Below are 14,317 nucleotides of genomic sequence, written 5' to 3' on the forward strand. Positions count from 1 at the left end.
GGCTAGATCCCGCGGATCTGAGGATCCCACGCGTAGAATGAACAGCGTGGAAGGTCTTCGTCTTTGTTCTCGCCCAGCGTGCCGTGAAACGGCTCGTGCCACCCTCACCTATGTGTATGCCGATTCAACGGCGGTACTCGGTCCGCTGGCCACCTACCCTGAGCCACACTGCTATGACCTCTGTGCTCGACATGCCCAACGCCTGACTGTTCCCAGTGGATGGTCGCTGATTCGTGGAGCCATTCCCGAAGCGTTAGAACCCGAGGACGAGCTTAATGCCTTGGTAGACGCGGTGCGCGAGCCACGTGCCTCGGCCAATACGTCATCGGAGTCGGTGCGTTCACGCGAGATTGGTAGCCAACGTTTTGACGCACGGGTGCGATTGTCGATGTTGCCCAAGGAAGAACAGTAGTCTCGCTCCCAACTCATTTCGAGGCTGACGTCCTGCTTACCTAGTAGCTGGTACGTGAATAAGGTGTGGTAATCCGGCAGTTGAGCCCCGGCGGTGGATAAGCTAAAAGCGCGTGGGCCCTGTCTGGCCTACCAAAAATTCATAACACCACACCATCGCGCGAATTGCAGGAGGTCTGCTCATGGCTGAGGCGGCGAAAAACCCATCCGAGGGGCAAGGAACAGCGGGCCAGCCCGCACCGGCTACCCCGGAGCCAGCGCCCAAGGCACCACTGAGCCAAAAAGCAGAAGAGCTTGCCGCGCGTCTGGAAGCTCATAAGAACCAAGCTCAGGCTGATGCGGCTGCCCGCAAAGAAGCTGTACGCCGCGCAATGTCTGGCAAGCCTGAAGCTGAAAGCAAACCAGCATCAGCCACACAGCCAGCTGCCGCAAAGCCTGCAGATAAGAAGCCTGCAGATAAGAAGCAAGCGGAGCAGAAACCAAACGCGACTCAGCCGGTGGCTGCCAAGGCAGAACAGCAAAAGCCTGCAGAACAGAAGCCAGCTGAGCAGAAGTCTGCAGAACAGAAGCCAGCTGCCTCGAAACCAGCGGCAAAAACTCAAGCACAAGAGCCAGTGGAAGACGTTATTCGCGCCATCAAACTTCCTCACGAACTTGAAGCAGAACAAAAGACGAAGAAAGATTCGCCAGCTCCTGCTACCACGGTGCAGCCAAAGGCTAAGCCGCAGGAAGAACCAGAGGCTAAGACCACCGCTCAACAGGTGCCACCGGTCGCAGTTGCACCAAAAACTGGTTCACTGCCAACCACCAAGGCAGCCGTGGCGCAGGCCCGCAATCGCGTTTTTGGAAGTTATGAACCGGAACCGGAGCGATCTGAAGCAGCACAGAAACGACGTGTAGCTCGCGAGCGTGCTCTGAACTCCAAACCACCTATGGGGCGTACCGCCCAGGCAATTGTTGCACTGATCTTCCCAGTCCTCACGTTGATTGCTGCCATTCGCCTGATCGCCACACCGGCTTTCTTGGCTCTGTCCTATGGCCGACCAGGTTTCCCTAGCGATCTCTTTGGCTTTAGCGACCCAGAACGTCTGACCTATGGCAGCTACGGCCTGGACTATCTAAATAACTTTGCCGGCCCGGAGTACCTATCTGGGCTCAAGCTATCAACCGGTTCAGCCATGTTTACGCAGGGCGAAGTTCAACACATGGTGGACGTCAAACATCTAATTGGCTTCGCCTATGTGTTGGGTCTCATCCTGGCCGTCATCTTGATTGTTGGCATCTGGTACTTGGCCAAGCGTTATGCCGGTGGAGTACGCCGTGCGCTGTTCTCTGGCGCCATTCTCACCCTGGTGATGATCGCTATGTTGATGGTTGCTGCCTTGATGGGCTGGGAGAACTTCTTCACCCAGTTCCACGCGTTGTTCTTCTCTGAAGGTTCCTGGACATTCAGCGTCAAGGACACCCTGATCCGCTTGTACCCTGAGCAGTTCTGGGTCGATAGTGCCATCGGCATCGCAGTACTAGTTATTGCCACGGTTGTCATAGTTCTCATCAGCTGCTGGCCCACCGGGCGCCGACGTGAAGCAGCGCGACTTCGTCAAGAGGCCCGAGCATTCGGCCTAGGTGGCTAAGCGCAGAAATACCCCATAAGCAATTTTGGTGCCGCACTATTGTGCGGCACCAAAAATTGCTTAAGCCCAGATTCTATTTTGTGTAGAGAGCCTGGATCTGCTCATCAAACTGCTCGATCACGCTTTGGCGTTTGAGCTTGAGCGAGTTGGTCAGGTGCCCTGATTCCTCGGTGAATTCTTCGTCAAGAACTACAAACTTACGGATCGATTCCGCTTTGGAGACGGTGAGATTAGCGGTATCAACGTATTTCTGCACCTCGGCAATAACCTGAGGATGCGAGGCAGCTTCAGAAAGAGTCAGCTCGCCAAGGCCGTTGGACTTACCCCACAAGACCAGTTCTTCACGGTCTAGGGTCACCAAGGCGGCAATGAACGGTCGCTGGTCACCGACCAATACACAATGGGCGACGATGCGTCCAGCACGCACCATTTCTTCCAACGGTCCGGGGGAGACGTTTTTGCCGCCAGCGGTGACAATCAGCTCCTTTTTGCGTCCAGTGACTTTGAGGAATCCCTGATCATCCAGCACCCCGGTGTCTCCGGTTTTGAAGTAACCATCAGCGTCAAAGGCTTGCCCGGTGGCCTTGGGATTGTTGTGATAATCAGAAAATACGCCAATGCCCTTGATGAGAATTTCCCCGTCCTGCGCGATTTTCACGCTGGTGCCAGGGATTGGGCGTCCGACCGTACCCACGCGGGTGCGGAAGGCCTGATTCACCGTTGCAGGGGCAGTGGTCTCGGTCAGCCCGTAGCCTTCCACCAGCTTGATCCCAGCCCCGCGGAAGAAGTGTGCAAGGTCTTGGTTCAGGGCGCTGGCCCCGGAGATTGCGTAACCGCAGTCCCCACCAAAAACATTGCGTAGTTTCGGATATAGGACTTTGTTGAAGAGTGCATGGCGAGCGCGAAGCGAGAGTGGGAAACGTCGTTTTTCACCACGCTCACGGGCATCACGGATCTTGGAGACCTCGATAGCCACAGCTTCTGCTTTCAAGAACAGCTCGCCTTTGCCGCTACTTTCTGCGGTAGCTAAGGCGGTGGTGCGGATCTTCTCAAAAACGCGCGGTACGGCCAGCAAGAAACCGGGTTTCACCGCTGCCATATCTTGGGTCAAGGTAGCCATAGAACTAGAGTGCGCAATGATCGATCCACCATGGATGCAGGTCTGCTGCACCGCGCGCGCCAATACATGGGCCAACGGCAAGAACATGAGTGTTCGACGTTCGGTGCCTAAAACGTCCTGCATGCTGCCGGCAAGGTTGTGAGCCACCATCGCGAAGTTGGAATGGGACATGTTGCAGCCCTTTGGTCGCCCGGTAGTGCCCGAGGTGTAGACCATCGTGGCCACATCGCTCAGCTTCATCGACGCGCGGCGCGATTCAATTAATTCTTCGTTGACACGCTGAATCGGGACAAGTAATTCGTGCACACCGGCCGAAGGGATCAATGATTTATCGGCCTGATCGGAACCTTCAAAAAGGTGGGTGCGTACTTCTTCGCCCAGCTGGGCCGCGGCGCGACGGACATTGGAGCGCAGCTCATGATCTTCGGCAAATACAACGCGGGCTCCGGAGTCACGCAGGATCCATTCGATCTGGAAGGGGCTGGAGGACTCATAGATGGGCACCGAGACTCCGCCGGCAAACCAAATTGCCTCTTCAGCCAGAGCCCACTCATAGCGCGTGCGCGAAATGATCGCGACCTTTTGGCCTGGTTGTAATCCGTCATTGATGAGGGTGGAGGCTAGACGCTTCACATCTTTGAGGAAGTCGGTGGAGCTGACATCGTGCCATTGACCCTGGCGCTGCACGCTAAATAGTGGCTTTTCGGGGTCGCGGGCGACGCGGTCAAGTAGTAGGTTCGTCGTATTAAACTCGGGCGGTAGCTCGGTGAGTAGCTCGACGGTTACTTCTTGCATGGAAGCTCAATCCTTCGGGAATCGACAATCATCAAAGTGGCCTATTTCATGGCTTCAAAGACCTATACATTCCGGTGTTTATCCCCAGCTAGGGATCCACACATGTAGGCGCCACAGTTCATCCGCAATCATTTCCCCGGTCCAAATTGACCAGAAGAATGCCGAAGTGACTAGGAACAAAACCATGACCAGAGTGACTATGACAATGCGCGTGCGGTACCTAAGCGTCAAGTACGGGTCCCGCGGAATGAACTTGCCAATCATATACGTCAAGGAAAGAACCATGAATGGCACCAGCGGCAGCGTGTAGAAAAAGAACATGGTGCGTTCTGGATACATGAGCCAGGGCAAGAAGCCGGCGACCGCCGAAGAAAGGATAGCTCCGGCCCGCCAATCACGTGCACCAATCCACCACAAGATCAGCAGGAACATACTAATGGAGCAGGCCCACCACAAGAGGGGGTTGGGTAGGTCGGTAATGACCTCGGTGCAGCGGCTTAGATCGCAACCGTTGGCGCCCTTGTCGTAGCCTTCGAAATAAATGAGCACTGGGCGGCCGGCGAACGGCCAAGTCCAAGGGGAGGATTGCCAGCCGTGTTCTGAGTTCAGGCCGGTATGGAACTCATAGCCAGCTTGGTGATAGTGCCACAGCGAGCGTAGGGGAGCAGGCAACCAACTCACACCCTGGCCAGGATTCTCTTCGGCCCAGTGGCGGTAGCGGCCACCGGAAGTCATTAGCCATCCAGCCCAGGTGGAGAGATAGGTGATAAAGGCCAGTGGAATCATCGTGAAGAATGAGTAGATTCCGTCTTTGACTAAGGCTGCTCGCTGCCACTGATGGATTCCTGCGGTACGACGTGCGGCGAAATCCCAGAGCACTGCCATGATGCAGAACACCGCGACGAAGGACAAAGCCGACCACTTGATGCCCACGGCACAGCCAAGCATGATCGCGGCTAGCAGGCGCCACGGGCGCCACCACAGTACTGGTCCGTACCTTAATAGGAACTCGTCGGGCCGGTTTCCTTCTGGAACAGATAATTTGCGGGCCAATTGTGTGCGCCCGTGGACCCGGTCTTTGAGCAGTGCGTAGAAGGCAGCCAGCACAAAGAACATCAAAAAGATGTCTAGCAACGCGGTTCGAGACATGACGATGGAATGACCATCGATGGCCATAAGCAAACCGGCGATACCTGCGAGCGTATGAGAACCGAAGAGCAACCGTGCGCATAAGGTCACCAGTAGAACCGCTAGTGTTCCAAACAGGGCCGTGGAGAATCTCCAGCCGAACCCGTTGAAATCGCCAAAGAGCAGCATGCCCAGACCGATCAGCCATTTGCCCAATGGGGGGTGAACAACAAAAGAGGGATCTGTGCTTAACTGCGGATTGCCTGCAATGAATTGATCATCGCTGTCATCAGTCCACTCGCGCTCATAGCCACTTTGAAGAAGCGCAAACGCATCTTTGACGTAGTACGTTTCGTCAAAGATGAGCATGTGGGGATGGGCAAGATTCACGAAACGTAGCAGGCCAGCAAGCACTGTCACCGCTAATGGAATGATCCACATCAGTGGGCCGGCGGCCATCGCGGTGGGCAAGAGCCGAGCTTTTAGGCTCTGCAATGTGTAGGCCTGGTGCGCTGAGCGAACGTGGCCGGCGTTCGCGGAGTGTAAAGTCGAGGTCCCCATCACCAATTCATGCTACCGGCGGAAAGTACAGAATGTGGGCTTTTCCTACTTCGCGTAGGCTTAAGAATGTGCAGATCTCAGAGAATGAGGGCGTAATCGTCCTGGGCGCCACCCCGATAGGCAATCTATCCGACGCATCCCCGCGCTTGCGGGAGATGATGTCCACTGCGGATATCATCGCCGCGGAGGACACCCGAAATTTCCACCACCTGGCTCACGCCCTGGGCATTAAGATCACCGCGAAGGTGATGAGCCTGCATGAACACAATGAGGCGCATAAGCTTTCGGAAGTCATTGAACTTGCTGCGCAAGGCGCCACCATCTTGGTGGTTTCTGATGCTGGCATGCCTGCAGTCTCTGACCCGGGATACCCTTTGGTGGCCGCGGCATTGGACGCCGGAATCACGGTGACTGCGGTTCCTGGTCCATCAGCGGTGTTGACTGCACTAGCTCTTTCGGGGCTGCCCACCGGACGCTTTACCTTTGAAGGTTTCCTGCCACGTAAGGCAGGGGAGCGGCGCAAGCGCTTAGATTCCTTGCTCACCGAGGAACGCACCATGGTCTTCTTCGAGGCCCCACATCGTCTGAACGATTTCCTCGATGCGGCTATTGAAGCCTTCGGTGCGGAGCGTCAGGCCGCGGTTGCTCGTGAGCTGACTAAAAAGTTTGAAGAGGTTCGTCGCGACTCGCTTGGCGCCCTGAAGAGTTGGGCGGAACCTGGGGTACGTGGAGAGATCGTGGTAGTCATCCACGGTGCCTCAGAAGCCGAGCCTGCCACTATCGATGAACTGCTACCCAAGGTCGCGCAGCTCGTTGAACAAGGCACGCGAATGAAGCAAGCCGTGGCCGAGGTGGCCGAAAAGTTTGGTGCCAAAAAACGCGACCTCTACGAAGCTGTCTTGGCGCAACGTCACGAAGCGAAGAATTAGCAAAATTCGCATAGGCTGATTGCACAATGAATCTGCGCTTTTATAGTGCATAGGGCGATTTACATCGAGCTTGTGCCAAGAATAGCGTAGGCATCAACGACGATTAGTTTCATTTAGAGTTTCAGGAGATGCGCGTATGTCGATCACTGCCCAGCGTGAAGCAGAACTGCTTGCCAAGGTTCCAACCGGTCTTTTGATCAATGGTGAATGGCGCGATGCCTCGGATGGTGGCACCTTTGATGTGCTCGATCCGGCCACCGGAGAAAAGCTGCTAACCCTTGCCAGCGCCACCAGCGAAGATGCTATGGCAGCACTGGATGCAGCCGATGCGGTACAGGCCGAATGGGCTTTGACCGCACCACGCGAACGCGCTGAAATCCTGCGTCGCGCTTTTGATCTGGTCACCGAACGCAAAGATGACTTCGCCCTGCTGATGAGCCTTGAAATGGGCAAGCCACTGGCCGAGGCATACGGCGAAGTGACCTACGGTGCAGAATTCCTGCGTTGGTTCTCTGAAGAGACCGTGCGCCACTACGGTCGCTACGTCACGACCCCAGAAGGCAAGAACAAGGTCCTGGTTCATCACAAGCCAGTTGGCCCATGCTTGCTGATCACCCCTTGGAACTTCCCACTGGCCATGGCTACCCGCAAGGTAGGCCCAGCAGTAGCTGCAGGTTGCACCATGGTGCTCAAGCCAGCCAAGCTGACCCCACTGACCTCCCAGCTCTTCGCAGCTACCATGATGGAAGCTGGTCTTCCAGCGGGCGTGCTCAACGTTGTCTCCGGCGCTTCGGCCTCGAAGATCTCCGGTCCATTGATGCAGGACGACCGCCTGCGCAAGGTCTCCTTCACCGGCTCCACCCCAGTGGGCAAGCAGCTGATGAAGGATGCGGCAGATAAGGTACTGCGTTCCTCGATGGAACTTGGTGGCAACGCACCATTCATCGTCTTCGAGGATGCTGACTTGGATGCTGCTGTTGAAGGCGCCATGGCAGCCAAGATGCGCAACATGGGTGAAGCTTGCACCGCGGCCAACCGCTTCCTGGTTCACGCCGATGTTGCAGAGGAATTCACCGCCAAGTTCGCTGCAGCGATGAAGGCTCTGAAGCCAGGACGTGGTACCGAAGAGAGCACCACCGTAGGTCCACTGGTCGAAGAGAAGGCCCGCGACGAAGTTCACGCCCTGGTTGAAGCTGCAGTGAGTGCCGGCGCAACCGCCGTCACCGGTGGCGCACCAGTAGAAGGCCCAGGCTACTTCTACCAGCCAACCGTGCTGGCTAACGTTGCTAACGACGCCAAGATCCTGACCCAGGAAATCTTCGGCCCAGTTGCTCCGGTAACCACGTTCGCCTCGGAAGAAGAAGCCATCAAGCTGGCTAACGCCACCGAGTACGGTCTGGCTTCCTACATCTACTCCCAGGACTTCAACCGCATGTTCCGTGTTTCGGAACAGATCGAATTCGGTCTGGTTGGCTTCAATGCTGGCGTTATCTCCAACGCTGCCGCACCATTTGGCGGCGTGAAGCAGTCGGGTCTGGGCCGCGAAGGTGGCGCGGAAGGTTTGGCTGAATACACCACCGTGCAGTACATCGGCATCGCTGATCCATACGCTGCAAAGAAGTAACCTCTGCATCTCTAGATGCCATTGATGCCCGGCCATTGGCCGGGCATCAACTTTTTAACTTGGCGTTCTGCGCTGTTGGTTGGAGTGCTTCTTGCGCCCCATTCCAGAGCTCAAAGACGGCGGGACAATAAACGTGGTCAGTCGTTGCCAGAGAGGAAGCTGATTGCGTAGACGATCCTCGATGGTGTCCAAGGATCCCAACAGTGCCGTGCTCTGGGCGGAGGTGGGGTGTCGTTGTGCATAGAAACTCTGTTCTACGACCCGTTGAATTTCCTGCAGTTCTGCTGCGATCGCAGGGTGATCAGAAGCTAATCGCACCGTGTAATCCCCAACGGACTCGTGAGCTCCTGCCGGAAGCCTTGCGTCAGCGCCAATACTGAGTAATTCATCCCAGAGGGCTGAGGCCGTGCCATGACCGCCGGACCGAATTTGTCTCAGGCGTTCCTGTCGGAAACGATTGCGCTGCCAAGGACCAACCAGCAAAGCTACCGCCATGAGTACCAGCGCCGCAGGTAGTAACCACCATGACCACCATGATGATTCCTGCTCATTAGCTTGAGCCGTGGCGACAGGAGCCGACGGGGAAGCCGATTCGGTGCGGCTTGGAGTGCTGCGAATCGTTGGAACTTCAGGGGCTGTGCTTTGCTCAGGTGCGGCACGTTGAGTCGCTTCTGGAGCGTAGCTCGGCGTGTAACCACGACCTGGAGTCGGCTCAAATGGAACCCAACCGATACCGGTGATGTAAAGCTCTGGCCATGCGTGGGCTTGTTGTCCACTGACGGTGTAGCCCTTGAGCGCGCCGGAAGGTTTGGCCGTTGCACCAAACATGTCGGGAGCTCCGGATTCCACGGCGCCTATAGATTCACCGGTTGCAACACCAGGTGCATAGCCAACTGCGATGCGCGAGGGGATTCCTGCTTCTCGTGCCAATAGCGCCATCGCCGAAGCAAAGTGAACACAGTAACCCTGCCTGCGGTTCAAGAATGCTTCAACCACCTGAGCGTTTGCTCCGTCGTAGCCTTCGCGCAAAGGAGTGCGCTCCGAATAAGTGAATTTGCCGGAGCGGAAGAAATGTTGAATCGCCGTTGCTTTGCTCAATGCGGTCTGCGGCGATCTCTCGGTTCCGTAGGCTTCCTTCAGCGTGGCCTGTAGCAAAGGCTGTAGGCTTTGATCTTCATCTGCCGGAAGTTGGGAATACTCACTGGAAACCGGTGATTCCTCACCCATCTCCCAGCTGGCGATCTCGTCTACTAGGTCCGAGGTGATTTCTAGGTCCTGATAAGCGACGGTAAGATCCTTGGTTGCGCTTAGCGCCTCCCCGCTGAGCCTGGCCACGGAGGTTTCGTGTGTCCAACGCCAGTCACCTTGAATCCCTCGCACATAATAGCTTTGCGTCGGTAATGGGAGCAGCGGGTTGGTATTGGCATTAGGCCAGGTCATGCGAAGTACCTGTTCAGAGTTACCGAACGCAGAAAAATCACTACCTACTGCAGTGTCCCCGACGTATTCGGAATAGAAGAGATCCTCGTCTGGTTCCCACCGCTGACCAGAGAGATTCTTGATCACTTGGGTACGTAGATAGGGGGCTTGCTCGGAACTGGTGTAGTACGTCAAGAATGGCTTTTTGCCGTTCGAACGAAGATCTCGTCCCAGATTGATCAGCGGGTCAACGTTATTGGCGAGCAATTCTCCTGACGGACGCTGTCCTTCGGGGAACATCCCGGCACGAAAGCCCGGCATCCAGTAGCTGGCCGCAACCAACGAACCAATACATGCTAGGGCCGTAATTCCAAAGACGCTCAGTGACTTGACCTTGGTGAATCCTCGCACTTCAGGTTCTGCAGTTCTCGAAGCGAAGGTATAAGGCAGTAACGCGACATAGCCTAGTAGGCCAATAATCAGTATCGCGATATAGCCAATTCCGGCACCTTCCTGTTTGAACAGGGAAGCAACAATCGGTGCAAAGGACAGCGGAAGAATAACTAATAATGCCGTACGTCGGAACGTCGCAAGTATTTGGGTCAAGATACTAACTACGAGGGCCAAGACCAGAATCGCCAAGTCCACATATATTGAGCTGGCAACCGGTGGAACTTGAGTTGCCAGTTGTAATCCCGCTTCAGAAAGCGAGGAGAAAAACCATTGTGTTCTGGAGATGCCATACTCATTGGCGTCCATAGCATCATGACCCAAGATTGCTACCAGGACAATCAGTAGAGCCACAGGCAACGCCAGCCAACGGATCAACCGAATCCCGCGGATGAGCCCGTAAACAACATGAAGAGCTACAACTGGGAAGATCAGCGAGGGCATCCACGAGGTGCCTTCTACTACGCCCGTCAGCGACGCGGTGCCGGCCAGGACTGATACTGCTAGACACAGCGCGCCCAGAGCACGGGCGAGTAGGTGATCTGAGGCCCACAGTCCAGGTTTCTTGTTGCTCGATGGTTCCTGGGTAGAGCTGGTGGTCGGCGCTTCTTGCATTTCGATACCCATTACTCGCCCCGCATCTGTCTGACGCCAGATGTTGCTGGTAGCCAATGAATGTTCCAGCCTGTTCGCGAGAGTTCTTGTTGGACTGCTTCGTATCGTTCTGGGTGGGTGAGGATGAAATATAAGTCCACACGTCGAACGGTGCGTGCAAGCCCTGCCAGCCAGCGGGCTTGGGTAACTGTAAGTTCTCCCAAAACCATGATCACCGGTTCGTCGCGCGAGTCCAACAAGTCTTTGTAGAGCTCTGATCCCAATAGTTCTGTCCCCTGTGAGGACTGGATGTTTGGTGTCAAAGCGAGCGTCGCCGTAGCGGCGTGGAAGGTGTCAAAGTTCGACAGCGCCGACTCTTGAGAACCCGAAGCAATCCCGTCAGAGACAAGCGGTGTGCCAGATAGATCTCTAAACGATAAGTCAAAACCGTTGCCGGCGAAACGAAGACCGAGGGCGCTCACCAGCGACAGTGCAGTCTCGAATCGGGGACTGCTAGCGAGATCTTCCTGAGTACCTTGGGGGATTACTAGATGAAGGTCTGCACCGGTGCGACACCAGTGCTCCGCTTGGGTATCCAAGATGAGCAACGCGCGTGCTGTGGCGACATGGTTTTCTTGACGAACCATGAGTTTGCCTTGACGCGCACTAGCCTTCCAATGCACCTGCCGAATGGAGTCGCCCTGTTGATAATCGCGGATTGCGACATCATAGTAATCAGCGGTGGAGCTCTGCGAGGCTCGGGCTTCTCCAACAAGAACTTGCTCGCCAAGATTAGCGATACGTTGAAGATCAATAAGTCTGGATCGTACCGGTACGTTGAGGGAGTCTCCAACGTCGACCATCCCGCGGATCAGGCCCAATGAGTCGGTGATAATTTGCTGTGCCGGACCGATCTGGTGGATTCCACGGGTGCCAAAGAGCAGTTCGTAGTCGCAGGATCCTGGCGCGTTCAGCACAGGTCCTCGACCGAACTCTTCAGGAAGCTTTTCTTGAATCAATGCGGGATCGGTGGCACCTAAGCGGATCCGGACTACATCGCCAACACTGGGTTCGGCAGAAACAAGTTCACGCTGAATTTGTGTGCTGCCACGTAGCTTCGAGGTCAGAACCCAACTGAGAATAGCCAACACCACAAGACAGACCCCCACCGCCATCAATTCATGACGACCGAAAAGGAAAGCGCAAAACACCAAGAGAGCACCGGCGCCTAGGGTGCACCATCCCCGGACGGTGAAAAGGTCCAAGGCCAGCTGACGTAGAGCCACTGGCGTAGAACTTTCAGACCTCACCCAAGACAAAGTATCCGTTGAGTCATAGCGGGGTATCTTCTCCATTGCAGGCCCTCTAGCTCACGGGGGTATTGGAGAGAATCTCTTGAATGATCTGCGAAATATCTACCCCGTCGGCAACGGCCCGCCGAGTCAAGATCAATCGATGATTCAAGACCATCTGGGCCACGCTACGAATGTCTTCAGGCAGGACATGATCACGGCCATTAATCGCCGCGCGAGCCTTAGCCGCACGAACCCATTGCAGCAAGGCACGGGGAGAGGCACCAAGTTGTATTTGGGCATGGGTACGAGTAGCTCGGCCTAGGTCAACAACATAAGAGCCCAACCGTTCGGTGACGGTAACCAAACTGACCTGTTCAATCATCTGCTGCAGATCTACCAGTTGAAGAACAGCGACCAGCGACTCTATCGGTTCATGCTGGTGGTGTCCGGCGATCATAGAAATTTCTGCTTCTCGCTCGGGGTATCCAAGCGTGATGCGCGCCATGAAACGATCACGCTGGGCTTCGGGCAAGGCAAAGGTACCTTCCGAATCCATGGGGTTCTGAGTGGCCACGACCATGAAGGGATGTTCTAGATGGTGGGTGACAGAATCAACCGTTACCTGCGCTTCTTCCATACATTCAAGTAGTGCAGATTGGGTCTTGGCATTCGCACGATTGATCTCATCAGCAATCACGATATTGGCGAATATCGGGCCGGGATGAAATGTGAACTCATGCGTCTGCGGTGAATATACGGATACGCCGGTGACATCGCTCGGGAGCAGGTCCGGGGTGAACTGAATTCGGTGAACTGTACCATTGACACTTTTTGCCAAGGACTTGGCCAGCATGGTCTTGCCAACACCGGGGACGTCTTCGAGTAATAAGTGTCCCTGAGCCAGTAGCACCGTCAATGCGTTGGTGATGACTTCTGATTTGCCCGTGATCACCTTTTGCACGGCTCCAAAGATCCGTTCACAATTGGTGTGGAATGTTGAATCTAATGACGGCATCGTGGGGTTAGCACTCATCCAAGTTCCTCCTGCGCAGTATTTCAGTCGCGAGCAACTTCGCATCCTGAGGTATTCAACAAACTCTTGCTGACTATCATATGGGCATCTTTTATCCAGATAAAGAGACTAAAAGCAGCCATGACGAATAATAATAGTGGCGCATGCTCACGTGGATGACAGCATAAAATTACTGATGAGCCGTTGTAACCGAATGTGAAGGACTAACGTGTCAAAGAAGCCAGATACCGACGTCAACCGTATCCCTGAGGCTTATCGTCCAACGGCCGAGGAAGCATTTGCTGCCAATGAAGGCCGCGTGCGCAAAAGCGACAACGAAAAAGGTGGCAGCAAGCGAAACCTGCAGTACCCAGAAGCGCCAGAAGCTTTGCCTGTCGCAGTGGTTGATAACCACACACATTTAGATTTCTTGGACGGCACGGTCAAGGTATCAGCCGCTGAGGCCCTGGCGACCGCAGCCTCAGTCGGTGTTAAAGGCCTGATCCAAGTAGGTTGTGATGTGCCGTCATCCGAATTCGCTGTTCAGCTAGCCAATGAATATTCGAATATTTTGGCTGCCGTCGCCATTCACCCAAATGATGCGGCGCGACTAGCTGAAAGTAATGATCTGAGAAGTGCCATCGAGCGGATCGAGGCACTGGCCCAGGACCCACGCGTTCGTGCATTGGGGGAGACCGGTCTGGATTACTTCCGCACGGCAGAAGACGGGCGCGATGCTCAAGAGCTGTCTTTCAGAGAGCATCTACGCATTGCCGTCGATCATGGAAAGGCCGTGCAGATTCATGACCGTGACGCGCATGAAGATGTCGTAAGAATTCTCAAAAGCTCCCCGACTCCGGACAAGGTGGTGTTTCACTGCTTCTCGGGAGACCAGGAACTGGCGCAGATCTGTAATGACAACGGATGGTACATGTCGTTCTCTGGAACAGTGACTTTTAAGAATTCACATGCGCTTCGAGAAGCCCTGCAGGTTGCCGATCCGAAATTGCTACTGGTAGAGACAGACGCACCATTTTTGACTCCGCATCCCTTCCGCGGACGACCCAATGCGAGCTACATGATCCCTTACACCACCAGGTTCATGGCACAAGCTCTCAAACAAGACTTGGCGGATTTCTGCGCACAGATTGATTCCAATACCCGCGAAGTGTACGGAGAATTCTAAACGTACTCACTGTGCGTCCGGTTACAAGACGCTTGCCATGAATATAACGATTCGGTTACGGTAGAAGAGATGTTTGAGATAATTCCTGTCCTGTAAAGTGGCGGCGTTGCGTCTAAGCAGTCGTTTTTTCGTTCGTTTACCAAGCGAAAAAATGGCAAA

At 55.1% G+C, this 14,317-nt stretch carries 10 protein-coding genes; 5 read left to right on the forward strand and 5 right to left on the reverse strand.

Annotation, left to right across the window (positions count from 1 at the left end):
• The first annotated feature begins 46 nt into the window (after positions 1–46).
• Together FJV47_RS14855 and FJV47_RS14860 are read left to right on the forward strand one after the other, a co-directional pair.
• On the forward strand, positions 47–412 hold the full coding sequence (locus FJV47_RS14855; RefSeq protein WP_159614347.1) for a DUF3499 domain-containing protein: 366 nt from the start codon (positions 47–49) through the stop codon (positions 410–412).
• Positions 413–593: 181 nt separating this feature from the next.
• Positions 594–2,045, forward strand: coding sequence for a TIGR01906 family membrane protein (locus FJV47_RS14860; protein WP_159614349.1), 1,452 nt, complete (start codon positions 594–596; stop codon positions 2,043–2,045).
• A 73-nt stretch (positions 2,046–2,118) separates the two neighbouring features.
• Here the strand turns inward: FJV47_RS14860 and FJV47_RS14865 are convergent, their stop codons facing one another.
• Positions 2,119–3,960, reverse strand: coding sequence for a long-chain fatty acid--CoA ligase (locus FJV47_RS14865; protein WP_159614351.1), 1,842 nt, complete (start codon positions 3,958–3,960; stop codon positions 2,119–2,121).
• Positions 3,961–4,038: 78 nt separating this feature from the next.
• The gene (locus FJV47_RS14870; RefSeq protein WP_159614353.1) at positions 4,039–5,649 is read right to left on the reverse strand and encodes a dolichyl-phosphate-mannose--protein mannosyltransferase; all 1,611 of its coding nucleotides are present in this window, start codon (positions 5,647–5,649) and stop codon (positions 4,039–4,041) included.
• 68 nt (positions 5,650–5,717) lie between these two features.
• On the opposite strand from FJV47_RS14870, the gene rsmI reads away from it, so the two are divergent.
• Positions 5,718–6,578, forward strand: coding sequence for a 16S rRNA (cytidine(1402)-2'-O)-methyltransferase (gene rsmI / locus FJV47_RS14875; protein WP_235026489.1), 861 nt, complete (start codon positions 5,718–5,720; stop codon positions 6,576–6,578).
• Between the two features lie 136 nt (positions 6,579–6,714).
• A complete protein-coding gene (locus tag FJV47_RS14880) occupies positions 6,715–8,202 on the forward strand; it encodes an NAD-dependent succinate-semialdehyde dehydrogenase (protein ID WP_159614357.1) in 1,488 nt (495 codons plus the stop codon).
• Positions 8,203–8,256: 54 nt separating this feature from the next.
• Here the strand turns inward: FJV47_RS14880 and FJV47_RS14885 are convergent, their stop codons facing one another.
• The 3 genes from FJV47_RS14885 to FJV47_RS14895 form a co-directional block, all read right to left on the reverse strand.
• On the reverse strand, positions 8,257–10,743 hold the full coding sequence (locus tag FJV47_RS14885; protein ID WP_159614359.1) for a DUF3488 and transglutaminase-like domain-containing protein: 2,487 nt from the start codon (positions 10,741–10,743) through the stop codon (positions 8,257–8,259).
• The gene (locus tag FJV47_RS14890) at positions 10,698–11,951 is read right to left on the reverse strand and encodes a DUF58 domain-containing protein (protein WP_159614361.1); all 1,254 of its coding nucleotides are present in this window, start codon (positions 11,949–11,951) and stop codon (positions 10,698–10,700) included. The genes FJV47_RS14885 and FJV47_RS14890 overlap by 46 nt, the downstream gene beginning before the upstream one ends.
• A 79-nt stretch (positions 11,952–12,030) precedes the next feature.
• Complete coding sequence (locus tag FJV47_RS14895) at positions 12,031–12,993, reverse strand: MoxR family ATPase (protein WP_159614363.1); 963 nt, start codon at positions 12,991–12,993, stop codon at positions 12,031–12,033.
• Positions 12,994–13,201: 208 nt separating this feature from the next.
• Here FJV47_RS14895 and FJV47_RS14900 point away from each other — a divergent pair, with 208 nt between their 5' ends.
• On the forward strand, positions 13,202–14,158 hold the full coding sequence (locus FJV47_RS14900) for a TatD family hydrolase (protein WP_159614365.1): 957 nt from the start codon (positions 13,202–13,204) through the stop codon (positions 14,156–14,158).
• Positions 14,159–14,317: the final 159 nt, after the last annotated feature.

This window comes from Glutamicibacter sp. JC586, assembly GCF_009805585.1.
GTDB lineage: Bacteria > Actinomycetota > Actinomycetes > Actinomycetales > Micrococcaceae > Glutamicibacter.

Bases quoted from the DNA above. Each gene is read 5' to 3' on its own strand.
- FJV47_RS14860 (WP_159614349.1), top strand. From the start codon at position 594: ATGGCTGAGGCGGCGAAAAACCCATCCGAGGGGCAAGGAACAGCGGGC.
- FJV47_RS14895 (WP_159614363.1), bottom strand. From the start codon at position 12,993: ATGAGTGCTAACCCCACGATGCCGTCATTAGATTCAACATTCCACACC.
- FJV47_RS14870 (WP_159614353.1), bottom strand. From the start codon at position 5,649: ATGGGGACCTCGACTTTACACTCCGCGAACGCCGGCCACGTTCGCTCA.
- FJV47_RS14880 (WP_159614357.1), top strand. From the start codon at position 6,715: ATGTCGATCACTGCCCAGCGTGAAGCAGAACTGCTTGCCAAGGTTCCA.
- FJV47_RS14865 (WP_159614351.1), bottom strand. From the start codon at position 3,960: ATGCAAGAAGTAACCGTCGAGCTACTCACCGAGCTACCGCCCGAGTTT.